The 25,795-nt window shown below is 65.0% G+C and carries 25 protein-coding genes and 1 tRNA gene; 14 read left to right on the forward strand and 12 right to left on the reverse strand.

What is annotated here, in order from left to right; all coding sequences use genetic code 11:
- Positions 1 to 5: 5 nt before the first annotated feature.
- A complete protein-coding gene (gene kdpA / locus ACE103_RS32110; protein WP_375776311.1) occupies positions 6 to 1,709 on the reverse strand; it encodes a potassium-transporting ATPase subunit KdpA in 1,704 nt (567 codons plus the stop codon).
- Positions 1,710 to 1,828: 119 nt separating this feature from the next.
- Positions 1,829 to 1,918, reverse strand: a complete 90-nt coding sequence (locus ACE103_RS32115; protein WP_016846764.1) for a K(+)-transporting ATPase subunit F — start codon at positions 1,916 to 1,918, stop codon at positions 1,829 to 1,831.
- A gap of 511 nt (positions 1,919 to 2,429) precedes the next feature.
- On the opposite strand from ACE103_RS32115, the gene ACE103_RS32120 reads away from it, so the two are divergent.
- From ACE103_RS32120 to ACE103_RS32145, 6 genes are all read left to right on the forward strand, one after another.
- On the forward strand, positions 2,430 to 2,894 hold the full coding sequence (locus tag ACE103_RS32120; RefSeq protein ID WP_375776312.1) for a hypothetical protein: 465 nt from the start codon (positions 2,430 to 2,432) through the stop codon (positions 2,892 to 2,894).
- A gap of 13 nt (positions 2,895 to 2,907) precedes the next feature.
- Positions 2,908 to 3,183 carry a hypothetical protein gene (locus tag ACE103_RS32125; RefSeq protein WP_375776313.1) on the forward strand — a complete coding sequence of 92 codons (276 nt, stop codon included), beginning with the start codon at positions 2,908 to 2,910 and terminating at the stop codon, positions 3,181 to 3,183.
- A gap of 175 nt (positions 3,184 to 3,358) precedes the next feature.
- Positions 3,359 to 3,613 (forward strand): hypothetical protein, encoded by a 255-nt coding sequence (locus tag ACE103_RS32130; protein WP_375776314.1) that lies wholly within the window; start codon positions 3,359 to 3,361, stop codon positions 3,611 to 3,613.
- Between the two features lie 9 nt (positions 3,614 to 3,622).
- Positions 3,623 to 4,576 carry a 4-hydroxy-tetrahydrodipicolinate synthase gene (gene dapA / locus ACE103_RS32135; protein WP_375776315.1) on the forward strand — a complete coding sequence of 318 codons (954 nt, stop codon included), beginning with the start codon at positions 3,623 to 3,625 and terminating at the stop codon, positions 4,574 to 4,576.
- A 123-nt stretch (positions 4,577 to 4,699) separates the two neighbouring features.
- On the forward strand, positions 4,700 to 6,094 hold the full coding sequence (locus ACE103_RS32140) for a nodulation protein NfeD (RefSeq protein WP_375776316.1): 1,395 nt from the start codon (positions 4,700 to 4,702) through the stop codon (positions 6,092 to 6,094).
- A complete protein-coding gene (locus ACE103_RS32145) occupies positions 6,091 to 6,852 on the forward strand; it encodes a slipin family protein (protein WP_223976952.1) in 762 nt (253 codons plus the stop codon). Before ACE103_RS32140 ends, ACE103_RS32145 begins: the two co-directional genes overlap by 4 nt.
- Here ACE103_RS32145 and ACE103_RS32150 read toward each other — a convergent pair.
- Complete coding sequence (locus ACE103_RS32150) at positions 6,822 to 7,013, reverse strand: hypothetical protein (protein WP_375776317.1); 192 nt, start codon at positions 7,011 to 7,013, stop codon at positions 6,822 to 6,824. The genes ACE103_RS32145 and ACE103_RS32150 overlap by 31 nt on opposite strands.
- A gap of 1 nt (position 7,014) precedes the next feature.
- Positions 7,015 to 7,290, reverse strand: a complete 276-nt coding sequence (locus tag ACE103_RS32155) for a hypothetical protein (protein ID WP_375776318.1) — start codon at positions 7,288 to 7,290, stop codon at positions 7,015 to 7,017.
- 263 nt (positions 7,291 to 7,553) lie between these two features.
- Here ACE103_RS32155 and corA point away from each other — a divergent pair, with 263 nt between their 5' ends.
- The 3 genes from corA (at position 7,554) to lon (ending at position 11,557) form a co-directional block, all read left to right on the forward strand.
- Positions 7,554 to 8,570 (forward strand): magnesium/cobalt transporter CorA, encoded by a 1,017-nt coding sequence (gene corA, locus ACE103_RS32160; protein ID WP_375776319.1) that lies wholly within the window; start codon positions 7,554 to 7,556, stop codon positions 8,568 to 8,570.
- A gap of 192 nt (positions 8,571 to 8,762) precedes the next feature.
- Positions 8,763 to 9,170, forward strand: a complete 408-nt coding sequence (locus ACE103_RS32165; RefSeq protein WP_223976945.1) for an Hsp20/alpha crystallin family protein — start codon at positions 8,763 to 8,765, stop codon at positions 9,168 to 9,170.
- Positions 9,171 to 9,181: 11 nt separating this feature from the next.
- Positions 9,182 to 11,557, forward strand: coding sequence for an endopeptidase La (lon, locus tag ACE103_RS32170; protein ID WP_375776320.1), 2,376 nt, complete (start codon positions 9,182 to 9,184; stop codon positions 11,555 to 11,557).
- A 173-nt stretch (positions 11,558 to 11,730) separates the two neighbouring features.
- On the opposite strand, the gene ACE103_RS32175 is transcribed toward lon, so the two are convergent.
- The 5 genes from ACE103_RS32175 to mobB all read right to left on the reverse strand — a co-directional run bounded on the left by ACE103_RS32175 (position 11,731) and on the right by mobB (position 15,329).
- Complete coding sequence (locus tag ACE103_RS32175; RefSeq protein WP_375776321.1) at positions 11,731 to 12,006, reverse strand: hypothetical protein; 276 nt, start codon at positions 12,004 to 12,006, stop codon at positions 11,731 to 11,733.
- Between the two features lie 124 nt (positions 12,007 to 12,130).
- Positions 12,131 to 12,409, reverse strand: coding sequence for a hypothetical protein (locus tag ACE103_RS32180; protein ID WP_375776322.1), 279 nt, complete (start codon positions 12,407 to 12,409; stop codon positions 12,131 to 12,133).
- An 88-nt stretch (positions 12,410 to 12,497) separates the two neighbouring features.
- Positions 12,498 to 14,150 (reverse strand): OFA family MFS transporter, encoded by a 1,653-nt coding sequence (locus tag ACE103_RS32185; protein ID WP_375776323.1) that lies wholly within the window; start codon positions 14,148 to 14,150, stop codon positions 12,498 to 12,500.
- Between the two features lie 324 nt (positions 14,151 to 14,474).
- The gene (locus ACE103_RS32190) at positions 14,475 to 14,744 is read right to left on the reverse strand and encodes a sulfurtransferase TusA family protein (RefSeq protein WP_173638168.1); all 270 of its coding nucleotides are present in this window, start codon (positions 14,742 to 14,744) and stop codon (positions 14,475 to 14,477) included.
- Between the two features lie 57 nt (positions 14,745 to 14,801).
- Entirely contained in the window at positions 14,802 to 15,329 is a 528-nt protein-coding gene (gene mobB / locus ACE103_RS32195) for a molybdopterin-guanine dinucleotide biosynthesis protein B (RefSeq protein WP_375776324.1), read from the reverse strand.
- A 256-nt stretch (positions 15,330 to 15,585) separates the two neighbouring features.
- Here mobB and ACE103_RS32200 point away from each other — a divergent pair, with 256 nt between their 5' ends.
- Positions 15,586 to 18,147 carry a fused MFS/spermidine synthase gene (locus ACE103_RS32200; RefSeq protein WP_375776325.1) on the forward strand — a complete coding sequence of 854 codons (2,562 nt, stop codon included), beginning with the start codon at positions 15,586 to 15,588 and terminating at the stop codon, positions 18,145 to 18,147.
- A gap of 135 nt (positions 18,148 to 18,282) precedes the next feature.
- Positions 18,283 to 18,570, forward strand: coding sequence for a hypothetical protein (locus ACE103_RS32205; protein ID WP_375776326.1), 288 nt, complete (start codon positions 18,283 to 18,285; stop codon positions 18,568 to 18,570).
- Positions 18,571 to 18,835: 265 nt separating this feature from the next.
- On the opposite strand, the gene ACE103_RS32210 is transcribed toward ACE103_RS32205, so the two are convergent.
- The gene (locus ACE103_RS32210) at positions 18,836 to 20,785 is read right to left on the reverse strand and encodes a molybdopterin biosynthesis protein (RefSeq protein ID WP_375776327.1); all 1,950 of its coding nucleotides are present in this window, start codon (positions 20,783 to 20,785) and stop codon (positions 18,836 to 18,838) included.
- Positions 20,786 to 20,794: 9 nt separating this feature from the next.
- Entirely contained in the window at positions 20,795 to 21,916 is a 1,122-nt protein-coding gene (locus tag ACE103_RS32215) for a molybdopterin-binding protein (protein WP_375776328.1), read from the reverse strand.
- A 183-nt stretch (positions 21,917 to 22,099) separates the two neighbouring features.
- On the opposite strand from ACE103_RS32215, the gene ACE103_RS32220 reads away from it, so the two are divergent.
- A complete protein-coding gene (locus ACE103_RS32220) occupies positions 22,100 to 23,311 on the forward strand; it encodes an ABC transporter substrate-binding protein (RefSeq protein ID WP_375776329.1) in 1,212 nt (403 codons plus the stop codon).
- 126 nt (positions 23,312 to 23,437) lie between these two features.
- Here the strand turns inward: ACE103_RS32220 and ACE103_RS32225 are convergent, their stop codons facing one another.
- On the reverse strand, positions 23,438 to 24,406 hold the full coding sequence (locus tag ACE103_RS32225) for a TAXI family TRAP transporter solute-binding subunit (protein WP_375776330.1): 969 nt from the start codon (positions 24,404 to 24,406) through the stop codon (positions 23,438 to 23,440).
- Between the two features lie 119 nt (positions 24,407 to 24,525).
- On the opposite strand from ACE103_RS32225, the gene ACE103_RS32230 reads away from it, so the two are divergent.
- Together ACE103_RS32230 and ACE103_RS32235 are read left to right on the forward strand one after the other, a co-directional pair.
- Positions 24,526 to 25,494, forward strand: coding sequence for a Bug family tripartite tricarboxylate transporter substrate binding protein (locus ACE103_RS32230; RefSeq protein ID WP_375776331.1), 969 nt, complete (start codon positions 24,526 to 24,528; stop codon positions 25,492 to 25,494).
- A gap of 114 nt (positions 25,495 to 25,608) precedes the next feature.
- Positions 25,609 to 25,684 (forward strand) — tRNA-Ile (locus ACE103_RS32235).
- Positions 25,685 to 25,795 lie beyond the last annotated feature (111 nt).

Raw genomic sequence — 25,795 nt, forward strand, 5'->3', positions numbered from 1 at the left:
TTCAATCAGAACAAGGTGTTGGCGTTCATGGCGAGGTGCTCGACGATCGGCCCGAGCGCGAGCGCCGGGAAGAAAGTGAGACCGCCGATGATCAGGATCACGCCGATGACGAGGCCGACGAACAGCCCGCCGGTGGTCGGGAAGGTGCCCGCCGAGGCCGGGATCGACTTCTTCTCGACCAGCGATCCCGCGATCGCCATCGCCGGCACGATCATGAAGAAGCGGCCGACAAACATCGCCGAGGCGAGCGTCAGATTGTAGAACAGCGTGTTGCCGGTGAGGCCCGCGAATGCCGAGCCGTTGTTGCCGGTCGCGGACGTGTAGGCATACAGCACCTCGGTGAAGCCGTGCGGGCCGGCATTGGCCATCGAGGCCACCGCCGACGGCAGCACCACGCCGACCGCGGTCCAGCCGAGATACATCAGCGGCAGCACCAGGATCGCGAGCATCGCCATCTTGACCTCGCGCGCCTCGATCTTCTTGCCGACATATTCCGGAGTACGGCCGACCATCAGGCCAGCGACGAAGATCGCCAGCACGACGAACAGCAGCATGCCGTAGAAGCCGGCGCCGACGCCGCCGATGATGACCTCGCCGAGTTGCATGTTGATCAGCGGGATCATGCCGCCGAGCGCGGTGAAGCTGTCATGCATGGCGTTGACCGCACCGCAGGACGCGGCGGTGGTGACGACGGCGAACAGCGAGGACGCGACGATGCCGAAGCGGACCTCCTTGCCCTCCATGTTGCCGCCGGCGAGGCCCAGCGCCTGCAGCGCCGAGGTGCCGTTGGCTTCCGCCCAATAGGTGACGGTGACGCCCGCGACGAACAGGATGCCCATCACGGCAAAGATCGCCCAGCCCTGACGCTCGTTGCCGACCATGCGGCCGAACACATTGGTCATCGCCGCGCCGAGCGCGAAGATCGAGATCATCTGCACGAGGTTCGACAGCGCGGTCGGGTTCTCGAACGGATGCGCGGCGTTTGCATTGAAGAAGCCGCCGCCATTGGTGCCGAGCATCTTGATCGCAACCTGCGAAGCCACCGGTCCGAGCGCGATGGTCTGCTTGCCGCCCTCCAGCGTGGTGGCGTCGACATAGGCACCTAACGTCTGCGGCATGCCCTGCCAGACCAGAAACAGCGCATAGACGATGCAGATCGGCAGCAGGACGTAGAGCGTGCAGCGCGTGACGTCGACCCAGAAGTTGCCGACCGTGCGCATCGACGAGCGGGTGAAGCCGCGGATCAGCGCCATCGCCAGCGCAATGCCGGTCGCCGCCGACAGGAAGTTCTGGTGGGTCAGCCCGAGCATCTGGACCAGATAGGACAGCGTGCTCTCGCCACCGTAGTTCTGCCAGTTGGTGTTGGTGATGAAGGAGATCGCAGTGTTGAAGGAGAGATCCTCGGCAACCGCCGTCTGGCCGGCCGGGTTGAACGGCAGCACCGCCTGCAGCCGCATCAGGCCGTAAATGAGAGCGAAGCCGCCGACATGGAACAGCAGCATGGCGACCGTGTAGGTCAGCCAGTGCTGCTCGCGCCGCTCGTCGACGCCGCCGACCCAGTAGATGCCGCGCTCGACCGGGCGCAGCACGGGTGAGAGGAAGGTGCGCTCGCCGTTGAACACGCGGGTCATGTACCAGCCGAGCGGTTTGACCAGCGCGACCACGATCGCGCAGAATAGAATAATTTGAATCCAACCGATGACGGTCATTGCGTCAAACCTTTCGAATGGGGGCGAACCGCAGCAGCGACGCGAACATGCCGAGCAACAGCCCGGTCAGCACCGCGTCGGCCAACAGAATTGTGCAGAGCGCTGACATCGCGAACCGCCTAGAAGCGTTCGGGCCGCAGCAGTGCGTAGGTGAGGTAGAACAGCAGGCCGAGCGAGACGAGGCCGGCGAGCGAGTAATCGAAGATCATCGCCGCCTCCCTTACAGTCGTTCGCAGGCGTAGGCGTAGCCGATGCCGGCCGCGAAGAAGCCGATCGCGAGCGCCGCCATGAGAATGTCCATCATGAGAGACTCCTATGCGTCCAAGGGGCGCGGGACCACCGTATAGGCGCTCCGCGCCGGATGACCGTGAGGTGCCATTCGGGGCATAGGTTTTCGAGATGTGACGCATAAGGACGTTATAGGAATCCTATAAGTGGCAAAGTGGCGGCCACGTTCTCAGCCGTCGTCCCGGCGAAGGCCGGGACCTATAACCGCAGGGCGAAGTTTTTGCGATGGCTGGGGCCCGGCGCGACGCAACAACCAAATTCGGTGGTTATGGGTCCCGGCCTTCGCCGGGACGACGGTTTGGTCTTTATGGAATCCCTATATCTCCGCCCCTCGCCTCATCTCGTTTTCAAATGGCTATCCGGCCATTTTGGGCCTGCGGCCAATGCCTTGAGCCTAGCTTTCTGGGGCCGCGCCTTCGACGAGATGACGCCATGTCCGTGCTATCCCAACCCACCTCCACCGATCTCGGCGAACGGCTGCGCGACGCCTATGCAGTCACCGCCGAGTTCATGGCCGACATCGTCAGCCAGACCTGCCGGCGGTTTCCGTCGGCCGGACAGAGCGGCAAGAGCGCCCGTGTCGAGCGCCTGATCCAGTCCGGCGCATGGACTGATGCAGCGATCGCGCTGCTCGACCTCGAGCTGCCGCAATGGCAGATCCGCCGCCTGGTCTATGACGAGGGCGAGTGGCACTGCGCGCTGTCGCGCGAACGCGAGCTGCCCGACTGGCTCGACCAGTCGATCGAGACCCGCCATGCGGATCTCGCGCTCGCAATCCTCAGCGGCTTCGTCGAGGCGCAGCGGATCTCGACGCCCGAGAACCGCACCAGCGTGCCCACCGTCCGTCGCAACGCCAGCTCGCTCTACGAGCCGTTGTTCGTCGACAATATCGGTTGATGGCGGCGCCGTCGTGAACGCCAAACAACTGCCGCAGCAGCTGCAGTCGGTCCAGGTCATGGTCCGGTTCGGCTTCCGGATTGCCATCATGATCGGCTTCGCCGTGTTCGCCGGCGCAGGCTTCGGCAGGGGCCTCGTCACGCTGCTGTGGATGTCGGCGTTGATCTGCGCGCTCGCCGGACTGGTCAAGCGCGAAATGCCGTTCGCGGCAAACCTCAATCACTGGGACGAGATGACCGCCTATGTCGCGCTGTGCGCGCTCGGGACCGGCATCGTCCAGCACATCTAAGCGACCCCCGCAAATCCTATGCCGCTCTTATGAAGTCGGCCGTCCGTCGCGCTCGATTTCATATCCGGCACGACAGACATTGAACGCGTGACTGTGGCTGTAGCGTTTTTCAAGCGAAGTGGATGCCGGTTCGCGTGAAGGAAACGCGTCAGAAACAAAAAGAAGGACTACAATCGTGAAACTCGTCGAACCTCCCTCGTGTAGTGCAGCGTCCACCATTGTCTTCATCGGCCGCAACCACCGCGGCCAGTGGGTCGCCCAGCAGCAGAACGGCCTCTATGGTGGTCTGTTCGTCAACCGCACCCAGGCCGTCAAATACGCGCTGTTCGAGAACGGCCAGCACCCAGAAATGATCGTCGAGCTGTCGCGCGAGCTCGAGCTCGATATAAGCGGCGAGACTGCGCCCCTCCCCGCAAGCCGCGTGGCCTGAGCCACGCCCATGACTGCGAAAGCGACTGCGAAAGCCACCTTGAAAACGGCGGCGAAAGCCGATTCGGCGGCATGGCTGTCGGGCTTCATCCCCGACCTTCCGACCCCCTTCAACCATCGGGACGAAATCAACACCGATGCGTTCGGCCGGCTGTGCGAGCGTCAGATCGCGGCCGGCGCCTCGGCGCTGGTGGTCGGCGAGACCGCGGGCGAAAACTCGACGCTGGAGCCCGCGGAACGCGCGGAGCTGGTTCGCATCGCAGTCCACGTCGCGCGCAGGCGGGTCCGCATCATCGCCGGCGCCGGATCGAACGCGACGGATCGCGCCGTTACGTTCACCCGGGCCGCCGAGGCGGCCGGCGCTGACGCCATCATGTCGGTCGTGCCCTATTACAACAAGCCGATGCCACGGGGCATGGCTGCACATTTCCACGCCGTCGCCGCGGCCACGATGTTGCCTGTGATCCTTCACGACATCCCGTCGCGGACGGTGAAGGGGCTGGCAGACGAGACGCTGGTCGAGCTCGCAGCATCGCCACGCTTCATCGGATTGCGCGACAGCAGCAGCGACGTCACCCGCCTCAGGCGCCTGCGTCCACGCCTGCCGTCGACGTTCCGGATGCTGACCGGCGACGACACGGTGTCGCTCGCCTATATGGCCGCCGGCGGTGATGGCTGCATCTCATCGGTATCGAACGTCGCGCCCGATCTATGCGTGGCAGTGGCCCGGCATCTGCGTGAGGGCCGCCTGTACCAGGCGCGTGAGCTGCATCAGCGCCTGGTGCCGCTCGCGACCATGCTGGAGCGCGAACATCCCGCCGCCCTGAAATTCGCACTGGCGCTGTTGGGCTTCATGCAGCCGGCGACGCGACTGCCGATCGTTCAGCTGGGTACAACGGCAAAGGCCGAGGTCGCGCAGGCCATGGCTGAGCTTGCCGACGAGGACCTCGCCGCCGCGCAGTGAGCCTTACCGACCCGACGCCGGCCATCGCAACGCACAATGGAATCAACCCACCGCGTCCGTGACACCGCGCCATATTGAGGTTCCGGAACGGCATCCCATATCCACGGCAAGGGAGTGCTTGCCGTGCAGACCTTCAAGGCGGCTCTCGTTGTGGCGATCGCCCTGGTCGCTTTAGTTGTTTCCATTGGTCCCGGTACGGCCGCGGACAACAACCGTCTTGCCCTGACCATTTCTATCGATGGAGCGATCGGGCCGGCATCGGCCAGCTACGTCAAGGATGGTCTGGCGAAGGCCGCCGAGCGGCACGCCGAGATCGTCATTCTGCGGCTGAATACGCCGGGCGGTCTCAGCACCAGCATGCGCGAGATCATCACCGACGTGCTGGCCTCACCCGTCCCCGTCGTCGGCTATGTTGCGCCCTCCGGCGCCCATGCCGCGAGCGCCGGGACCTACATTCTCTATGCGACCCATCTCGCGGCGATGGCGCCCGGCACCAATATCGGCGCCGCGACGCCGGTGCAGATCGGCCCGATGCCGAGTCTGCCGGGCGGCACCCCGGACAAGGACGGCAAGGACCAGAAGGACGGCGGCACCCCGCCCACGACCAAAGACACCATGACGGCGAAGGTGACGAATGATGCCGTCGCCTTCATCCGCAGCCTCGCCGAATTGCGTGGCCGCAACGCGGACTGGGCCGAGAAGGCGGTCCGCGATGCCGCCACCCTCTCCGCCAACGCCGCGTTGCAAGCCCATGTCATCGAGTTCACCGCGCATGATCTGGCCGACCTGCTCAGGCAGGTCGACGGCCGGACGGTGGAAGTCGCCGGCGGCAAGACACTACGCCTGGCAACGAAGGATGCCGTGATCGAAGCCATCGATCCCAACTGGATCTCGCGCGTGCTTGCTGTGATCACCGACCCCAATATCGCATTCGTGCTGCTGATGGTCGGGATCTACGGCCTGATCTTCGAATTCATGTCCCCCGGCGCCGTGGCGCCCGGAGTGGTCGGCACGATCTGCCTGCTGCTTGGCCTCTATGCGCTCAACATGTTGCCGATCAACTATGCCGGCTTCGCCTTGATGCTGGTCGGGATGGCGCTGCTCGCGATCGAAGCCTTCAACCCGACCGTCGTGATCGGCCTCGGAGGCATCGTCGCCTTTGTCCTCGGAGCCGCCATGCTATTTCGGATCGAGGCGCCCGGATACCAGCTGTCATGGCCGCTCATCGGCATTGTCGCGGCGATGTTCACGGGTCTCATTCTGGTCGTGCTCGGGGCGCTGCGCCGCGCGCGCAACGGTCCGCTCCGCACAGGTGCGCAAGCCATGCGCGGGCTACCGGCCGAGGTGCTCGACTGGTCCGAGACATCAGGTCACGTCTTCACCAACGGCGAACGCTGGCAGGCGCGCGGCACCGAGGCGTTCAAGGCCGGAGAGACGGTCCAGGTGGCCAACATCGTCGATTTGACGCTGGTGGTGCGGCGTGCGCCGGCTTCCGCCGGCGAAGGAGGTACAGCATGATGCTTGATTATTTCACCTATGCGGCGGTCGTATTGCTTGTCATCATCTTCCTGACCCAGGCTGTGCGCGTGCTGCGCGAATACGAGCGCGGCGTCATCTTCACGCTCGGCCGCTTTACCGGGGTGAAAGGCCCGGGGCTCATCATCCTGATTCCGGTGGTGCAGCAGCTCGTGAAGGTCGATCTCAGGGTGATGGTGCAGGTCGTGCCGCCGCAAGACGTGATTTCCCGCGACAACGTCTCGGTCAAGGTCAATGCCGTCCTCTACTTCCGCATCGTCGATCCCGAGCGCGCCATCATCAAGGTCGGCGACTACATGGCTGCGACCAGCCAGCTTGCCCAGACCACGCTGCGCTCTGTGCTCGGCAAGCACGAGCTCGACGAGATGCTGGCGGAACGCGACAAGTTGAACGCCGATATCCAGGAGACCCTCGACAAGCAGACCGACGTCTGGGGCATCAAGGTCACCGCGGTCGAGATCAAGGATATCGATCTCAACGAAACCATGGTGCGGGCGATCGCCAAGCAGGCTGAGGCGGAACGGTTGCGGCGCGCCAAGGTGATCAATGCGATGGGCGAGCAGCAGGCCGCCGAGAAGCTCGTCGAGGCCGGCCGGATCCTCGCCCAGGAGCCGCAGGCGATGCAGCTCCGCTATTTCGCGGCGCTGCATGACATCGCCGGCGAACGCTCATCGACCGTGGTCTTCCCGCTCCCGATGAATCTGCTCGATCACCTGATGCGGCGAAGCGAAGCCACCTGACCCGGCTGATGCTTGGCCCGCCAGGCCGGTCCTGGGCCGCGCATGTAATGCGCCTCGGGCCGGTAGCCTCTGACCGGCTCCTCGCCGATCCAGGCAAGGAATTTGAGCAGTCCCTCCGCGGCGCGACGCAGCAGGGCAGAGATGAATGAAGCCGCGCGCATCTCAATAGTCCCACTTCTCGCCGAGCACGACCGGCGGGCGGGGATATTTCTCGGCATCGCCGCCGAGCATGCCGACATGAAGATGGGTGCGTGCCCAATCCTCATGGCCGCGATGCAGCAACAGCTCGTTGCGCAGCCGGTGGATCTTGGCGGCGGCGATGGCGCGGTGAACGGTCCTGAAGGCGAGGCCGATCCGCCGGATCGCCCGCCGCAGCGTCGCCGGCATGGCGCCGGCCGAGCCATGCGACCGGGCATCGTGGTAATGGAGCAAGGTCATGTCCCACCTTCCTGTTGGAGGCGCGCGAGCGCACCGCGTCAGGCCAAACATGCTGGCAAGACCGTAGGAATTCGAGAGGGCCCGCCGCGGTGCGGCATAGGCGCCGTATAAAGACCAGCCGCGCCGCCTGCTGTGACGGGGTGCCCACGGACCGTCGGAACAGGACGGACCCGCGCGTGTTGACCAGCGCCCATTCGGTGCTAGCCTTTTTGATCACGAATTGTCGTCAAGCGGATTCGATAACCGCGTCGAGGGTGGAGACCATGAACCTCGCATCGCCAAACGTCGCAACCGCCGGGCCCGTCCACTCCGATGGCGTCATCGCGGCAGGCGTCTACGTCGAGGGACGGCGCGTTGCCAATATCGCGATCGATGAAGCGGCGGACTGGCGCAACAAGCCGGATCACGTCGTGTGGATCGGTCTGCACGAACCCGATATGGCAATACTCAGCAGCTTGCAGCGGCAATTCCAGCTGCACGACCTGGCCATCGAAGATGCGGATCACGCGCATCAACGACCGAAGATCGAGCAATACGGCGATGCGCTGTTCATCGTGGCCCGCACCGCGCAGCTCGACGGCGAAAGTATCGCATTCGGCGAGACGCATCTGTTCGTCGGCGAGGGATACATCGTCTCGGTCCGACACGGCGCCTCGACGTCCTACACGCGGGTCAGGGAGCGCTGCGAGAGCTGCCCGCGCGCGCTTGCCCGGGGCGAGGACTACATCCTCTATGCCATCCTCGATTTCATCGTCGACAACTACTCGCCGGTGCTCGAGACGATCCAGGACGAGGTCGAGGCGATGGAGGCGGAAGTGCTGGCGAGCGCGATGACGCGGGCGCAGATCGAGCGGCTCTATCTGCTGCGGCGGGATCTGCTGCGGCTGCGCAACGCGATTGGACCGCTGGTGGAGGTCTGCCGCAGGCTGGAACGCGACGATTTGCCGATGGTGCGCGACACGATGCGGCCCCTGTTCCGCGACGTCACGGATCACGTCCGCACGATCCAGGAGCGGATCGACTCGCTGCGCGAGGTGCTCGCCTTTGCGTTTGAGGCAAGCCTGCTGGTCGGTCAGGCGCAGGAAACGGCGATCTCCAAGAAGCTCGCCTCATGGCTTGCGATCGTTGCGGTGCCGACCGCCGTCGCCGGTATCTACGGCATGAATTTCAAGTACATACCGGAGCTACAATGGGAGTACGGCTATTTCGTCGTGATGGGCCTGATGCTGGTCGCATGCGGCGGGCTGTTCTGGCAATTCCGACGTTCCGGCTGGCTGTAGGCGGCGATCCGAACATCGAGCCATTCCGGTCCGGGCAGAGTGCGGCGACGCATCGCGCGCCATGCCGCAAATCGCGAGATTTCGGACAATTTTACCCTCGATCGGCGGCGCGAGGGGCCGGTTCGAAGGGCCGGTTTACGGTCGGCGGCAAGACCGGTAACCTCGCCTGTAAATGCGACGTGGAGAGTGGCGATGCGCCCCAAGGATCAGATCAACTGGATGCTGACCGATGCGATCGAGGCGCTCGCCCGCGCCGAACGGTTGCACCAGAGCTTCCTCAATTTGCACCCGCGCGCGGGCGGCAGCGAGCCGAGCTGGGAACCGCCGATGGACGTGATCGAGACCGAGGAGGAGATCCTGATCCTGGTCGCGCTACCGGGGGTCGACCCCGACGAGGTCGAGGCCGCGCTCGACGGCGGCACGCTGGTGATCTCCGGCCGCCGCATCTTGCCCGCTGAGCTCCGCAACGCCCGCATCCTGCGCCTCGAGCTGCCGCAGGGCCGCTTCGAGCGCCGCATCGCGCTGCCGACCGGCCGCTACACCATCAGCCGCTTTGCCGCGCATGGCTGCGTCGGTCTGCGGCTCGGAAAATCGAGCTGAGGGATTTCGACATGGCCGCTTCAGACATTTCAAATCCGGCGAGCTCAGCGCCGATCCCGAGCGACGCGACGATCATCGTTCCGGTGCGCAACACCGTGCTGTTTCCGGACGTCATCATCCCGATCACGATCGCGCGCGCGACCTCGATAGCCGCGGCCCAGCAGGCGGTGCGCGAGCAGCGGCCGATCGGCATCCTGCTGCAGCGCGATCCCGAGGCCAACGATCCCGGCCCCGACGGGCTCTACCGTGTCGGCACCGTCGCCAACATCGTGCGCTACATCACCGGCGCCGACGACAGCCATCACCTGGTCTGCCAGGGCGTGCAGCGCATGCGCGTGCTCGACTATCTGCCCGGCACGCCGTTCCTCGCCGCCCGCGTGCTGCAGATTCCGGAGCCGACCACCACCTCGCCGGAGATCGAGGCGCGCTTCCTCAATCTGCAGCGCCAGGCGCTGGAGGCCGCGCAATTGCTGCCGCAGACGCCGCCCGAGTTGATCGCCGCGCTGCAGGGCACGACCTCGCCGGCCACGCTCGCCGACCTCGCGACCTCCTATATGGACATCAAGCCGGCGGAGAAGCAGGACATCCTCGAGACCGTCGACCTCGTGGCACGGATGGACAAGGTCTCGCGGCATCTCGCCGAGCGCATCGAGGTGCTGAGGCTGAGCCAGGAGATCGGACAGAAGACCAAGGCGGTGTTCGACGAGCGGCAGCGCGAGGCGATCCTGCGCGAGCAGATGGCGACCATCCAGCGCCAGCTCGGCGAGGGCGACGGCAAGGCCGCCGAGGTCGCCGAGCTGACCAAGGCGATTGCGGATGCCAAGATGCCGCCGGAGGCCGAGAGCCAGGCGCAGAAGGAATTGCGCCGTTACGAGCGGATGCCGGAGGCGGCGGCCGAATCCGGCATGGTGCGCAGCTATCTCGACTGGCTGATCGACCTGCCCTGGAGCATTCCGGAGGAGAAGCCGATCGACATCGCCGAAGCGCGCAAGATCCTCGACCAGGACCATTATGGCCTGGAGAAGATCAAGAGCCGCATCATCGAATATCTCGCGGTGCGCAAGCTCGCGCCCGGCGGCAAGGCGCCGATCCTCTGCTTCCTCGGGCCGCCCGGCGTCGGCAAGACCTCGCTCGGCCAATCGATCGCGCGCGCGATGTCGCGGCCGTTCGTTCGTGTCAGCCTCGGTGGCGTGCATGACGAGGCCGAAATCCGTGGCCACCGCCGCACCTATATCGGCGCGCTGCCCGGCAATATCATCCAGGCGATCAAGAAGGCCGGTGCGCGCAATTGCGTGATGATGCTGGACGAGATCGACAAGATGGGCCGCGGCATCCAGGGTGATCCGTCGGCCGCGATGTTAGAGGTGCTCGACCCCGAGCAGAACTCGACCTTCCGCGACAATTACCTCGGCGTGCCGTTCGACCTTTCGCGCGTCGTCTTCATCGCCACCGCCAACATGCTCGACGGCGTCCCCGGGCCGCTGCTCGACCGCATGGAGCTGATCAGCCTTCCCGGCTACACCGAGGACGAGAAGCTCGAGATCGCCAAGCGCTACCTGGTGCGCCGCCAGCTCGAGGCCAACGGAATCAAGGCCGAGCAGGCCGAGATCGAACCGGACGCGCTGCGGCTGATCATCAAGAGCTACACCCGCGAGGCTGGCGTCCGCAATCTGGAGCGCGAGATCGGCAAGGTGCTGCGCAACGTCGCGGTGCAGATCGCCGATGGCAGCACCAGCCATGTCACGATCGCACCGAAGGATATCGTGTCGCTGCTCGGCCAGCCGAGGTTCGAGAACGAGATCGCGATGCGCACCAGCATCCCCGGCGTTGCCACCGGGCTTGCCTGGACGCCGGTCGGCGGCGACATCCTGTTCATCGAGGCCTCCCGCACGCCGGGCCGCGGCGCGCTGATGATCACCGGACAGCTCGGCGACGTGATGCGCGAGAGTGTGCAGGCCGCGTTGACGCTGGTGAAGAGCCGCGCGACGCAACTCGGCATCGATCCCGCCGTGTTCGAGAAGAGCGACATCCACGTCCACGTTCCCGCCGGCGCCACGCCGAAGGACGGCCCGAGCGCGGGTGTCGCGATGTTCACCGCCCTCACCTCGCTGTTGACCGATCGTACCGTGCGCAGCGACACCGCGATGACCGGCGAGATCTCGCTGCGCGGCCTCGTGCTGCCGGTCGGCGGCATCAAGGAAAAGGTGGTCGCCGCCGCGGCCGCCGGCCTGACCCGGGTAATGCTGCCGGCGCGCAACAAGCGCGACTATGACGACATCCCCGCCGGCGCCCGCGCCAAGCTGGAGTTCATCTGGCTGGAGCGCGTCGACGAGGCAATCGCCGCGGCGCTCGAGCCCGCCAAGGCGACACCCGCGGCTGCGGAGTAAGGCCATCGCCGGCGGATTAGGGGATGATCTGGAAGAGTGGAAACCGGCTTTCCCTCGCGACAGACGCGAAGGTGCTAGCGCGAGATCATGCGCAAAGAAGAAGATTGAGTGCGATGACGATTCAAAGAGAAAGTCATCACGCCCCTCTCCAACGCCAGCAGTGCTTCGGCCAACTACTTGACCCTACGCCCCTTGAAAAAACCGGCGTTGGTTGTGTTCTGCTTGACGTTGGCGGTGTCGCCTTGCTCCGCAAAGTTGTCGACCGCCTTCTTCGATGAGGTATCCTTCTTGACGTCCGCTTCGCCGCCCGTTCCCCTGTTGCTGCGATTGGCGGGCGGGATCGGCGGCATCTTGTTGTGACGTGACATGGCTAGGCCTCCATGTGTTGCCTGCTTCTGGGTGTAGTAGTCGCCGCGACACTCCTTCTCGCATGCGAACAGCACAGCCATAACGCCTTCCTGATGTCCGACGCCTCAACCTTATTTGCAGTAATGCGACAGCGTTACTGACTTGATTTTCGTATTGGCTTTCTCGTCGGCCGAGCCGCACGCCGTGACGGCGAACCGGACGGGGTCAGCTCTTGGCCATGCAGTCCGAGATATAGAACCAGCGGTCGTCGCCGGTCAGCCCCTTCTGCTTCACCTCTTTGCGGCAGGCCTTGAGCTTGGGCTTGTTGGCGCGCCACTGCTCCTTCATGGCTTTCAATTTCTCCATCGTCAGCTTGATCTTCGACGGCTTGGCCGTGGTGGTGGCGGCCGGTGCTGGCGCTGCCGGCGCCGCGGTCTGGGCCGACGCGGCATGCAGCCCTATGGCGACCAGCGCGGCGGCAAGGCAAATCCGGGTACGAAACATGATATCCCCCAATCCGATTTCTGTTCATGGAATAGAGCGAATGCCGCGGGCGCCGGGAATCGGCGGCCCGCGGCGTTGATGATCGCGATCAGAGGATTTTGACCGCGCTGAGCAGCGTCATGTAGATGCCCCAGGCCAGCGGAATGCCTACGAACAGCCAGAACAGCGCCGCCCTGCCGTCCAGACCGCCCTTGCCGATGCCGAACGATCCGGTCGCGCCGTTGCCGCCGGTCGCCGTCGCAGCCTGCAGTTTCGCCACCTCGGCGTCGCTCATGTGCCATTTCGGATCGACCGGCTTGATCATGTAGTTGCAGATGAACCCGGCGATCAGCATGCCGCACAGGATGTACATCGTGGTGTTGTAGAGCTGATCGCGCGGCACGCCGGCAGCCAGCTGGAATTCACGGATGTAGTTCACCACCACCGGACCGATGATGCCCGCGGTCGACCACGCCGTCAGCAAGCGGCCATGGATCGCGCCGACGAACTGGGTGCCGAACATGTCGGCGAGATAGGCCGGCACGGTGGCGAAGCCGCCGCCATACATCGATAGGATGATGCCGAAGCCGAGCACGAACAGCAGCTTCGAGCCCATCACGGCAAAGGTCGGCGCCAGCGCGTAAAGCACGATGCCGAGCACGAAGAACGTGTAATAGGTGTTCTTGCGGCCGATCTTGTCCGACAGCGACGCCCAGAAGAAGCGGCCGCCGATGTTGAACAGCGACAGCAGGCCGGCGAAGCCGGCGGCGATCGCCGCGATCTGCGCCTTCTGCGATACGTCGAGCCCGTTGAAGGGAACGTTGGGCAGCCCGATCAGCTTGCCGGCGAAGATCTCCTGCAGCATCGGCGAGGCCATGCCGATCACGCCGATACCCGCCGACACGTTCAAGCACAGCACCCACCAGATCAGCCAGAATTGCGGCGTCTTGTGCGCATTGTCGAGATGGACGTTCTTGGTCGAGATCATCGCGTTGGTCTTGGACGGCGGTGTCCAGCCGTCCGGCTGCCAGCCAGATGGCGGCAGGCGATAGCGGAAGGCGCCGATCATCATGAACACGAAATAGATGACCGCCATGGCCAGGAAGGTTTCCCAGACGCCGACCGAGGTGGGCGTCTTGAAGTAGGTCATCAGCCGGTCAGCGAGCGGCGCGCCGATCATCGCGCCACCGCCGAAACCCATGATGGCCATGCCGGTCGCCATGCCGCGGCGATCGGGGAACCACTTCACCAGCGTCGACACCGGCGAGATGTAGCCGAGGCCGAGACCGATGCCGCCGATCACGCCGGAGCCGAGCCACATCAGCCAGAGCTGATGGAAGTAGATGCCGATGGCGCCGAGCACGAGGCCGCCGCACCAGCACAGCGCGGCAACGAAGCCGGCCTTGCGCGGCCCGACCTTCTCGAGCCAGCCGCCCCATACCGCGGCGGCGACGCCGAGCACCACGAAGAACAGGGTGAACATCCACCCCAGGCTCGCGACCTTCCAGTCACAGGTCGTCGTGAACAATTCCTGCATCAGCGAGATATCGGGGCAAGCCTTCGGCGCGGTCAGCCCGATCGCGCGCGACAGCGGCAGCCAGAACACCGAGAAGCCATAGGCCATGCCGATGCACAGATGGATGCACAGCGCCGCCGGCGGCACCAGCCAGCGGTTGAAGCCGGCGGTCGCGATCGTGTGTTCCTTGTCGAGGAAACCTGCGCCTGCCGCGGATACGCGTTCGGCGCTGCTCATTGTGGTCATTGACTCCTCCCCTGCAGCCGCCGTTACGTCAGGCGCATCTGCGTCTTCGATCCCGTCTCAGCCCTTTGCGGTCACCGTCAGGCGACTGCTCCGCACATTTCCTCGATGCGCCGGGACCAACCACGCGCATTCCGCAAATGCTAACCCCCAATACGACCGGATATGCCCAGCCGTGCAGCCCATGATCTGGACGCAGGCCGACCGCCGTCCGTCGGTGTGCCCAAATCCGGGCGCACCTCCATCTCCGCAACCCGGCGGAGATTATCAATTCGCGCAGAATGGAAAATAGGTGTCGATTGGCAAAAGGTAGATATCAGGCCGGATCTAGCGCATACGCGGCGCTGCAGCATTTGGGTTATCTATCGTTCCATTCGCCTTTTCGATCAGGAAAACGATCCGGACGTCGCTTCGCTCGGTGATTTCGACCTTGTCGCCGGTCTCCTGGATGAGGGCCGGGATATCGATCACCGAAAGCGGATCGGTGCAGTGCACTTCGAGGAAATCACCCGCGGTCACGCTCTTCAGCGCCTTGCGCGTCTTCAGCGCGGGGAGCGGGCATTTCAGGCCGGTGAGATCGAGCTTTGTCGTGGTCATGGTTCGACCATGGCGAAGCCGTCATTCATCGTCAACGGCGGCACTTTCTCGTCCTGTTCAGCTTTCCGCCGCCGCCGAAGCCAGCACGTCGTCGACCGCAATAGCCGAGCGCAGCATCAATTCGGCGACGTCCTCGATGTCATCGAGATGCACGACCGGCAGCCTGGTTTCGACTGCGACGTCACTGGCGATCCCGACCACGCGCGGGTCGTCGGGGAACAGCAGCGGCTTGCCGTTGGCGGCGCGATAGACCTCGATCTTGTTGACCGGCTCGCGCTTGAATCCCTCGACCACGACCAGATCGACCTGCGCCATCTTGGCGAGCAGTTCCGGCAGCCGCGGCTCGCTCGCGCCGCGCAGCTCGTGCATCAGCGCCCAGCGCCGCGTCGAGGATACCAGCACCTCCGTCGCGCCGGCCTGCCGGTGCACCCAGGAGTCCTTGCCGGGTATGTCGACATCGAATTCGTGATGGGCGTGCTTGATCACGGAGACGCGCAAGCCCCGGCCAAGCAGATAGGGGATCACCCGCGACAGCAGGGTGGTCTTGCCGGCTCCGCTCCAGCCCGCGAGGCCTATCACCTTCATACGCAATCTCCGCAGACATATAACGTCCAATGCTGCTTATATCAGCCTTGACGCAATGTCATGCCAGCCCCGCCGGCGGATGGCGATCGATCAGGCTCCCGGGAGGAGCGCCTTGGGAGTCGCCTTAGGAATCGCCTTGGGAAGCTCCCGGAGCAGCTGCGCCCGCGGCAGCGCAAACGCCAGTAGACCGCCCCATAAGGGCAATATTAACGGCATTTGCCGTACCAGTTCTCCCGATCAATGGGAGGCCTGTCCAGTGCCCAATCGTGATGGTGTTCGAGACGCCATAAGCCTGAAGAACCGGGTTCTGGTCACCACGATCTTCCTAGCATCGGGCGCGGCATCCCTGATCCTCCAAGTTCTCTGGTTCAAGCAACTGCAATTCGTGCTGGGAAGCGCGACCGTCTCCGTGAGCGTCACGGTGGCGAGCTTCTTCTTTGGCCTCTCCCTGGGCAGCGCCGTCGGGGGCCGGATCGCCGATGCCGTCAGCCGCCCCCTGAAAATCTACGGCTTTCTCGAACTCGCGCTCGCCGTCGTCTGCCTGGCGGTGACTGCGTTCCTGTCGCACTGGTCGACATGGGTGGGCTGGCTGTCGCCCATGCTGGACCTGGAGTCTCCACTCCGGTTGCCGCTCATGGTCGCGCTGTCGCTCGCCATCCTGTCGCTGCCGACGATGCTGATGGGCGCGACCCTGCCCTTCCTCGTGAAGTTCCTGACCCGCACGCAAACCGACCTCGCCAATCGCATCGGCCTGCTCTACGGGTTCAACACCCTGGGCGCCGCGATTGGCACCCTGGCCGTCGGCTTTGTCCTGATGGGCCTCTGGGGGATCACAGGATCGAGCCTGGTCGCAGCAGGCCTGTACGTCTGCGTCGGCGGCGTGGCTCTGCTCCTCGCGCGCGACGCAAGCCCCTTGTCGCCGGTCGCGGCCGAAGCGCCGATGCAGACCGCCGGGCCGGGGCATCGCGGGACGTCCATCCTCATCGCGATCTTCGCCTGCTCCGGATTCGTGTCCATCGCCTATGAAGTCGTCTGGTTCCGCTTCCTGACCAATGTCAGCACCTCGAGCGTCTACGCCTTCTCGGGCATGCTCGGCGTTTACCTGCTTGGGCTCGTGATCGGCGCGCTGATCTGCGCCAGGCTGCTCGCACCGCGCAAGGATCAATTGCTGCGATACTTCGCCGTGACGCAGCTGCTCATCGCGGTTGCGGCCACGCTGACCATTGGAATCCTCGGCAAGGCGCGCACGGTGGAAGCAGTGCTGTCTCCCATCGTATCAGGCCTCGTTCCGGTCCCGGCGCAGGAGCTTTTGGGAGGTGACGTCTCATTCTTCCTGATCTGTGCCGTTGCGCTGTTGCTGCCGACCACGCTGATCGGCATCAGCTTTCCCCTGGCCAGCGAACTGACCGTGATGCAGATGAGCGCGCTGGGCCGCCGGATCGGCACGCTCTACGCCTTGAACACGATTGGCGGCGTGGTGGGCTCCCTGTCGGCAGGGTTTCTTCTGATCCCCTATCTGGGCAGCCAGGGGGCGCTCACCGCCCTGATCGTTCTGAACGTCCTGCTCTTTGTCGCGACGACCGTATCGCAACCGGGTCTTGTGAAGGAAAGCAGCCTTTGGCGGCAAGGCGCAGTCGCCGCAAGCATCATCGCCGTAGCGCTCCTGCTCTTCACCCCGCACTATCTGGAACGGGTCCTCACCGCGATCGAAGGCGGTAATGTCCTCGAGTTGCGCGAAACCAAACAAGCAACATTTGCAGTGGTCGAGTATCGCGAGAAGGCGGCGGGAACCTATCAGCAACTCGTGGTGAATTCGAAGAGCTATGCCAACAACCGTCCCGAAGGCCGACGCTACATGGCCGCGATGGGGCACTATCCCATTCTGCTGCACCCGGGCCCGGTCGAAACAGCTGTTGTCATTTGCATCGGGACCGGCACCACGGTGGGTGCGGTCAGCACCCATCAGGAACTAAAATCCATCGACGCGGTCGATCTGGCCCCGACGGTTTTCGAATTCGCGCCCCGTTTCGTGCCGATCAACAAGCAGTTCTATCAAAACCCCAAGGTCCATCAGATCGTCGCGGACGGGCGCCACTTCCTGCTGGGAACGAACGAGACATTCGACGTCATCACCCTCGAGCCCCCGCCGCCCCATGACGCCGGCGTCATCAACCTCTACACAGAGGAATTCTATGCGCTGGCAAAGCAGAAGATGCGCCCCGGCGCCGTTCTCGCGCAGTGGGTGCCGCTGGACTTCAACCGCGGCATTCTTCCGAAGATGATCCTCAAAGCCATGATGGGCCAGTTCAAGCACGTTTCCCTGTGGTTGCCGTCCAGAATGGAAGGCGTGGCCATCGCCTCCGATGAACCGCTGACAATCGATCCTCGCGTGCTCGCCACGCGCATGTCGAAGCCGGGCGTGGCTGAAGACCTGACAGCCAACGGCCTGCGCTCGCCCGAGGATTTCCTGGCGACGTTCATCGCTGCTGATGAAAAGCTCGCGGCCTTTGTCAAGGATGTGCCGAGCCTCACGGATGATCGGCCGCGCCTCGAATATTACAACTGGTATCCGCTGAGTTCGGTCAGCGTGGACGAACTGAAGCGCCTCCGCGAGCCCGTCGAAACTTATCTTGCCGACAAATCCATCGACGAGTCCCGTCTCGACACCGCGCGCACGGTGGCCAATGCGATTCTGGATGAGCACCAGGCCACGGCTGAGGGCGACAAGTCCGCCGCCCGTGCCGCGCTTCGCCTGGCCGTCAAACTCGATCCGGATAATTCCTATGTCGGCTTCCTGGACCGCAAGCTGCGCGAGTGATCGGGCAACCTGCTCGCGGAGCGCCGTCGGAGACTTATCCAGCGGATATACCTCGAAGTTTCCAATGCACCGGGCGCCCGGAACACGATATTGTGGCGTACCGGAGCACCACCTATGCCTCGCTCGCCTTCGATCGTGCCGCACCAAATCGACCATGACACCTATCTGGTGCTAAACGATTTTGGCCGGCTTGGCCGTGCCTGGTGCGAAACCGATGAAGGCACCGACAGGAAAACGCTGATCCGCCGTCTGCTGGATGACCACTACAACCATCCGGTCCGCATCGTGGCCTTCAATACCAGCGAAGGATGGTCGCGCGACGTCACAACCGATATTGCCGACGAGCTGCGGCGCCGTTTCGTCGAATACGACGAGGTCCCGCGCTCCGTGCTGGAGTTCGTCGAGATGGCCATGCGGCACTGAGCAGGATCCGCGGGCGCAGCAAAGCTCGGCAATTAATGTCGCGAGATTGCGGGACTGCGTCCGCACCACAACTGTCATCGCCCGGCTCGACCGGGCGATCCAGTACGCCGCGACCCCTCGGCTCAAGCACAGCCGTCTCTGGAATACTGGATCGCGGTCAAGCCGTGCGATGACACCGTGTGGCGTGGCAACTTGGATTGCGAACGATCCTCATCGTCGTCCTGGCCTTCGCCAGGACGACAGCGGTGGAGCTGGCGCGGACCGGCTACGCCGGCCTGAACCCCGCCTCCGTCAACGCGGCGCGGCCTCTATCCGATGCCAGCGCGTCGAGAAAGGCCTGCACCGCGGGCCGCTGCTTGCGCACTGTGACCAGCGCGAAGTCGTAATGCTCTTCGGCCAGCGGAATGAAACCGAGCCCGGACGCGCTGGCGACCGGTGCGATGGTCATGCCCCAGTCGGCGCGATGCTGCGCCACCGCGGCCGCGACCGCATTGTGCGAGCGCGGCTGATTCCAGTAGCCGTGGGGCCGGCTGCCCGCCAGCAACCGATCGATCAGGATGCGGGTGCCGGCACCCTGGTTGCGGTTGACCATGATGCAGGCGGGATCGGCGAGCGCGGCGCGCACCGCCGCTTCTGCGCTCAAGCCGGCAAAGCGCGTGTCGTCTTTGCGGAACACGATGCCCTGCATACGCCGCCAGCCCGGCACGAGCTCGAGACCGTCGGCCAGATACGGCGTGTTGTAGGTCTCGGTCTTGTCGTCGAACAGATGGATCGGAGCGAGATCGCATTCGCCGCGCCTGGCGGCGGCGAGCCCACCGAGACTGCCGACCGCGATCGAACGCACCACAAGGCCCGCATGCGCCAGCGGCGCGGTGACGAGATCGAGTCCGGTACAATGGCTGCCGACGATGACGAGATCGGGCACCCGCACATGCGGCGTGAACAGCGTCACCTCGGCGTCGCTGCCGGCCGGCAGCTGGTCGGCGAGCGCCTCGATCTTCAGGAAGCCGTCAGCCTGCGCAAACGAAGTGATCGCGCCCGAGCTCTTGCCGCCGGGATAGGCGATCAGGCCGTCGGCGCCTTCGACCAGCGACACCATCACGAACTCGGTACGCCCGAGCTCGGAGGCGATCCGCACCGGCACCTTCGCCGCCACCTTGGCATCCGACCGCGGCGGCAGCCCGGCCATCCGCCGCAGCACCGGCACGATCATGTCGTGGAAGGTGAACATCGCCGAGGTCGGAAAGCCCGGCAGGATGACCACCGGCTTGCCGTCGCAGACCGCAAGGCACAGCGGCTTGCCCGGCTTCAGCGCCACGCCATGCGCGATGATGCCGGGCTTGCCGAGCCGGGCAATGATCCGGTGCGAGACGTCGCCTGCGCCCTTGGAGGTGCCGCCCGACAGCACCAGCATGTCGCTGTCCGCCAGCGCCTTGCGCATCGCGGCCTCGAGCATCGCCTCATTGTCAGCGATCGCGCCGAGGAACGACGCGTCAGCGCCGTTCTCGGCAATCGCCGCGGTGACGATCGCACCATTGGTGTCGTAGATCGCGGCCGGCCGCAACGTCTCACCGGGCTGCACCAGTTCGTCGCCGGTCGAGAGGATCGCAACACGCGGACGCCGCACCACCGCGACCTCGGCGATGCCGCAGGCCGCGAGCATGCCGATCTCGCGCGACCCGATGATCGTTCCCGCGCGCAACAGCGCCTCGCCGCGCGCGATGTCGGAGCCGGCATAGGACACGAACTGCCCGGGCGACGCCGCGCGGCGGGCCTCGATCGCAGCATGACCGACGGGCTGGGTGTGCTCGACCATCACGATCGCGTCCGCGCCGCGCGGCACTGGACCGCCGGTCGCAATCGCGGTCGCGGTGCCCGGGAGCACCGGTCGGGACGGCGCGGTGCCGCACGAAATGATCTCGTCATTCAGCGCAAGGTGCACCGGCGCGCCCTCGCCTGCGCTTGCGAGATCGGCCGAGCGCACGGCAAAGCCGTCGACATTGGAGCGATCGAATGGCGGCACGTCGACCGGCGCCACCACGTCCTCCGCCAGCGCACGGCCGAGCGCGTCGGCGAGCAGCCGCGTCTCGGATTGCAATTGGCGCGGGAACAGCGCCGCCTCGAAGCGCGCGATCGCCTCCTCGCGCGACAGGATGGTCAGGAACTGGTCCTGCTCGACGGATGGGTTGGGTTTCGGCGTGAAAATATTGGTCATCTCGGGAACTCACTCCCGCAACATATAGGCATCGACAACCGTGCCCGCAGCGAAGCCCTCCGCTGTGCCGGGCACGATCAGCAGGCCTTCGGCACGCGCAATGGCATCGAGCGACAGGTCGCCGATCGCAAGCGGGGTCCAAAAATCCTGCTGAGGACCTTGCTGACGCGTCAGCAGCACGACCTCAGCGATACCGACGCCGGAGGCGATCTTGCGTTCCAGCGGCAGCGCCAATGTCTGACGCGGCCGTCGGCCCGACAGGCGGTCGAGCACGGGAAGCGCAATCGCCCACCACGCCGCGAAAGCCTGATCCGGCGCCCCCGGCAACGCAACGACCGGCGTCGCATCGATCCGGCCGACCGCTGCGGTGCGCCCGGGCTGTAGAGCAATGCCGTGCGCGAGCAACGTGCCGCACCTCGCCAGCGCATTCACCCCCGCATCGGTGTGACCAACGCCGGTGCCACCGATCGTGATGATCAGGTCGCAGCCGGCGGTCTCGAGTGCATCTGCAATTGCCGTCACGTCGGGCGTCGCCTCGGCATAGACGACCTCGGCGCCCGCGAGGCGCGCGATGTCGGCGACCAGTTGCGCGGTCAGCTGACCGTTGCAGATGTTGACGATGCGAAGCCGAGGCCGCCGGACGCGCAACAGCTCCAGTCCGGCCGCGCGTGCGAGCAGCAGACTGCGCGGCAGCAGCGGTTCTCCCGCCGGCATCACGGCACGCCCGGCGGCAATGTCGCTGCCGGCACGCCGGACGCCCTGCCCCGGAATGGCTTCGGCGAGCACCTGAGGCAGCGGACCGGATGTGTCGACGGCATTCGCATCGACCACGCAGTCGGTACCATCGGGCATCGCCGCGCCGGCCGCCACCCAGACCGGCAGCCCGGCCAGCGGCAGCGGCGCATAGGACGACGCGCCGACCAAATCATTGGCGCGCATCGCCCAGCCGTCGGCGACGGCGACATCGTGCAACGGGTATGCGCGCAGCGCCGGCATCTCGGCTGCAACGCAGCGCAAGGCGTCGGCCGGCGGGAGCTCGACCGGCTGGACCGGTGCGAGGTCACGCAGCACGGCGGCCAGCGCCGCATCGAGCGAGGTGAGCGAAGCCGGAAGGCGCTGGGCGGTGACCATGGCCCGCTATGGACTGAATCGGCCCCGAAAGAAACCGCCTCGGGCCGGTCCGACCCTCCGTCATTAGACCGATGGCGCGTTGACGCGGACCCCAAACTAGTTGCAAAAGAAACCAATATGACCGGGTCCCGGAGGCCCGGCACAAACAAAATGGCCAATGCGCCAATTCAGGAGGGAGACAGAATGATCGCCACCAGACTAGCCATGTTCGGGACGCTCGCAGCCGCGCTGCTGGCCTCCTCGGCCGTATCGGCACAGGTATCCGACGACATCGTCAAGATCGGCGTGCTGACCGACATGAACGGCCCGGCCTCGACGCCGACCGGACGGGGCTCGGTCACGGCCGCGCAGATGGCGGTCGACGATTTCGGCGGCAAGGTGCTCGACAAGCCCATCTCGGTGATCGTCGGCGATCACCAGCTCAAGCCGGACATCGGCGCGACCATCGCCCGGCGCTGGTATGACGTCGATCAGGTCGATCTGATCGTCGACGTGCCGGTGTCGGCGGTCGGGCTCGCGGTGCAGAACATCGCCAATGAGAAGAAGAAGCTGTTCATCACGCATTCGACCGGCGCGACCGATTTCCACGGCAAGTTCTGCTCGCCCTACGCGATGCAGTGGGTGTTCGACACCCGCGCGCTCGCGGTCGGCACCGCCCGGGAGGTGGTGAAGCGCGGCGGCGACAGCTGGTTCTTCATCACCGACGACTATGCGTTCGGCCATTCGCTGGAGAAGGACGCCTCCGCGATCGTGACCAAGAACGGCGGCAAGGTGCTCGGCGCGGTGCGGCCGCCGTTTGCGACGCCCGATCTGTCGTCCTTCATTCTGCAGGCCCAAGCCTCGAAGGCCAAGATCATCGGCATTGCCGGCGGACCGCCGAACAACACCAACGAGATCAAGACCGCCGCCGAATTCGGTGTCTTCGCCGGCGGGCAGCAGATGGCGGCGCTGCTGGCGCTGATCACCGACATCCACTCGATCGGACTGTCGGCCGCGCAGGGCCTGTTGCTGACCACCTCGTTCTACTGGGACATGGACGACAAGACCCGGGAATGGTCGAAGCGCTATTTCGCCAAGATGAACCGGATGCCGACGATGTGGCAGGCCGGCGTCTATTCCTCCGTGACCGCCTATCTGAACGCGATCAAGGACAGCGGCACCGACGATCCGCTCAAGGTTGCGGCCAAGATGCGCGAGAAGCCGGTCGAGGATTTCTTCGCCCGCAACGGCAAACTGCGCGAGGACAACCTGATGGTGCACGATCTCTGGCTGGTGCAGGTCAAGACCCCGGCCGAGTCGAAGTATCCGTGGGATTATTACAAGATCCTGGCCAAGATCTCGGGCGAAGACGCGTTCGGCCCGCCGGACCCGGCGTGTTCGATGATCAAGAAGTGACGACCGAAGCTCGTCATTCCGGGGCGATGCGTCAGCATCGAACCCGGAATCTCGAGATTCCGGGTTCGCGCTTCGCGCGCCCCGGAATGACCTCTGCATAGACGCGACGACGCGCCCATGCAGAGATCATTTCGCCACCCCGATCTCCCTGAAATACTTCAGCACGCCGGGGTGGATCAGGTTGATATCGGGCGCAGCGGCGACGGTGTTCGCTGCCGTGGTCTCGCAAGCTTGGGCAAGCTTCTTGCAGAAGTCAGCCTCGACGCCGTGCAACGTCTTCGCAAGCCGGTAGGCGACATCGTCGGGCAGGCTCTCTCGCACCAGGATGTAGCTCCAGGAGCCGACCGAGGAAATTGCCGCGGTCTGCTTCGGGTAGCTGCTGGCCGGGATCGTCAGCGGCTTGAGGAAGATGTGCTTGGCACGGATGCGGGCGATCTCGTCCGCGGTCGGCGCGATGAAGCGCGCGCCGGTCGTGCTCTCGGCCATCTTGCTGAAACCGGGCCAGCCGATGCCGGCGCCCCAAAGCGCCGCGGCGCGGCCGTCCTCGACCATCGCAGGCCCATCGCCGGCACGATCGAGATAGATCGACCTGAAGTCCTCGTCCTGCTTCAACCCGATGCCGTCGAGGATGTAGCGCGACAGGATCGGCAGGCCGGAGCCCTTGGCGCCGAACGCGACGGGCTGGCCGACCAGGTCCTGGATCGTCTTGTAGGGGCTGTCGGCCCGCACCACGAACATGCCCGGGCTCGAATACATCGCAGTGAGGATCTTCAGCCTGGTCGCCTTCGGCCGGCCGATGCCCATGAAGGCCTCGTAGGACGGCTCGCCGGCAACGGTTGCGATATCGACGCTGCCGGCCTCGAGCAGTGGAATGTTCTCGTTGGAGCCCTTGGTGTTGCGCGGCTCGATCGACAGCGTCGCATCGGCCGCGTTCATCACCTCGGCGAAGGCGTTGCCATAGAGCGGAAAGCCGCCACCCGGCGTCGCCGTGGCGAAACTGATCGTGGTCTTGGAAATGGTCTTGCTCCCCTCTTGCGCCGCCGCGCCGCCCGCGAGCAGCAGCGCGCCGGCGCAAATCATAACAGCGAATTTCATCCCGAGCCTCAAGCATTGCACGTGAGCGCGACTATGGTCGCACGGGCGTGGTCGTAGGCAAAGCCAGCGTTTTGTGAAACCATGAAGGCAACAGTCACAAGAAAATGACGGGAGAGACGATGTTCCGGTTCGCACGTGCCGCGTTGCTTGGTTTGATTTTCTGCCTTTCCTCGATTGCCCCCTCCTCCGCATCCGACTATCCGAACCGTCCGGTGCGTTGGCTGATCGGCTTTGCCGCAGGCGGCCCGGTCGACATCGTGGCGCGCATCATGAGCCAGTGGCTGTCGGATCATCTCGGCCAGCAATTCGTGGTCGAGAATCGCGCCGGCTCCGGCGGCAACATCGCAGCCGCTGCTGCGATCAACTCGCCGGCGGATGGCTACACGCTGTTGTTCGTCGCGCCGAACAATGCGATCTCGACCTCGCTCTACAAGAAGCTGCCCTACGACTTCCTGCGCGACACCACTCCGGTCGCCAGCATCATGCAGCTCACCAACATGCTGGTGGTCTCGAACGCGATGCCGGTGAAGACGGTTCAGGAATTCATCGACTACTGCAAGGCCAATCCGGGCAAGATCGCCTACGCCTCGTCCGGCAACGGCACCTCGGTGCACATGTCGGCCGAGCTGTTCAAGGCGATGACCAAATGCGACATGCAGCACGTGCCGTATCGGGGATCCGCGATCGCCTTCCCCGACATCATCTCCAACAAGGTGCAGCTGATCTTCGACAACCTGCCGTCGGCGCTCGAGCAGTCGCGCGGCGGCAGCGTGCGCGCGCTCGGCGTCACCTCGCCGCAGCGCTGGCCCGGCGTGCCCGACGTGCCGGCGATCGCCGAGACCGTGCCGGGCTTCGAGGCGGTCGGCTTCTACGGCATATCGGCGCCGAAGGGCACCCCGCCGGAAGTCATCGATACCCTCAACAAGGCGGTCGGCGAGGCCCTGAAGGACCCCAAGCTGGTGGCGCGGCTCGCCGAGGTCGGCGGCATCCCGAAGCCGATGACCCCGGCCGAATTCGGCAGACTGGTGACCGACGAGACCGAGAAATGGCGCAAGGTGGTTGAGTTCGCCGGCGTCTCGGTGGACTAACTGCCGATGGTGCGGCGGCGCCGGGGCCTCGCGGCGGCATTGCCGAAACCCCACGCACCCTGTAAACGGAGCCCGCACCGTTGCCGGCCGCGCCTCGCGGCCCGCAAGGCGGCGGGGCCTGTAGCTCAATGGTTAGAGCCGGCCGCTCATAACGGTCTGGTTGCAGGTTCGAGTCCTGCCGGGCCCACCAATGAGTTCAGAGGCTAAGCCCAAGCGCGGCCAGAGCCGGCGTGGCCCCGAATCCGACGGCCGACTTTGCCAGCCATTATAGCTTTTGATGGGGCCATAGTTCTCGATAGTT

This window comes from Bradyrhizobium sp. ma5 (assembly GCF_042258955.1).
Taxonomy (GTDB): domain Bacteria; phylum Pseudomonadota; class Alphaproteobacteria; order Rhizobiales; family Xanthobacteraceae; genus Bradyrhizobium.

Coding starts and splice junctions, on each gene's coding strand:
- kdpA (WP_375776311.1), bottom strand. CDS start 1,709: ATGACCGTCATCGGTTGGATTCAAATTATTCTATTCTGCGCGATCGTG.
- ACE103_RS32115 (WP_016846764.1), bottom strand. CDS start 1,918: ATGATCTTCGATTACTCGCTCGCCGGCCTCGTCTCGCTCGGCCTGCTG.
- ACE103_RS32120 (WP_375776312.1), top strand. CDS start 2,430: ATGTCCGTGCTATCCCAACCCACCTCCACCGATCTCGGCGAACGGCTG.
- dapA (WP_375776315.1), top strand. CDS start 3,623: ATGACTGCGAAAGCGACTGCGAAAGCCACCTTGAAAACGGCGGCGAAA.
- ACE103_RS32145 (WP_223976952.1), top strand. CDS start 6,091: ATGATGCTTGATTATTTCACCTATGCGGCGGTCGTATTGCTTGTCATC.
- ACE103_RS32150 (WP_375776317.1), bottom strand. CDS start 7,013: ATGCGCGCGGCTTCATTCATCTCTGCCCTGCTGCGTCGCGCCGCGGAG.
- ACE103_RS32155 (WP_375776318.1), bottom strand. CDS start 7,290: ATGACCTTGCTCCATTACCACGATGCCCGGTCGCATGGCTCGGCCGGC.
- corA (WP_375776319.1), top strand. CDS start 7,554: ATGAACCTCGCATCGCCAAACGTCGCAACCGCCGGGCCCGTCCACTCC.
- ACE103_RS32165 (WP_223976945.1), top strand. CDS start 8,763: ATGCGCCCCAAGGATCAGATCAACTGGATGCTGACCGATGCGATCGAG.
- lon (WP_375776320.1), top strand. CDS start 9,182: ATGGCCGCTTCAGACATTTCAAATCCGGCGAGCTCAGCGCCGATCCCG.
- ACE103_RS32175 (WP_375776321.1), bottom strand. CDS start 12,006: ATGGCTGTGCTGTTCGCATGCGAGAAGGAGTGTCGCGGCGACTACTAC.
- ACE103_RS32180 (WP_375776322.1), bottom strand. CDS start 12,409: ATGTTTCGTACCCGGATTTGCCTTGCCGCCGCGCTGGTCGCCATAGGG.
- ACE103_RS32185 (WP_375776323.1), bottom strand. CDS start 14,150: ATGACCACAATGAGCAGCGCCGAACGCGTATCCGCGGCAGGCGCAGGT.
- ACE103_RS32190 (WP_173638168.1), bottom strand. CDS start 14,744: ATGACCACGACAAAGCTCGATCTCACCGGCCTGAAATGCCCGCTCCCC.
- mobB (WP_375776324.1), bottom strand. CDS start 15,329: ATGAAGGTGATAGGCCTCGCGGGCTGGAGCGGAGCCGGCAAGACCACC.
- ACE103_RS32210 (WP_375776327.1), bottom strand. CDS start 20,785: ATGACCAATATTTTCACGCCGAAACCCAACCCATCCGTCGAGCAGGAC.
- ACE103_RS32215 (WP_375776328.1), bottom strand. CDS start 21,916: ATGGTCACCGCCCAGCGCCTTCCGGCTTCGCTCACCTCGCTCGATGCG.
- ACE103_RS32220 (WP_375776329.1), top strand. CDS start 22,100: ATGATCGCCACCAGACTAGCCATGTTCGGGACGCTCGCAGCCGCGCTG.
- ACE103_RS32225 (WP_375776330.1), bottom strand. CDS start 24,406: ATGAAATTCGCTGTTATGATTTGCGCCGGCGCGCTGCTGCTCGCGGGC.
- ACE103_RS32230 (WP_375776331.1), top strand. CDS start 24,526: ATGTTCCGGTTCGCACGTGCCGCGTTGCTTGGTTTGATTTTCTGCCTT.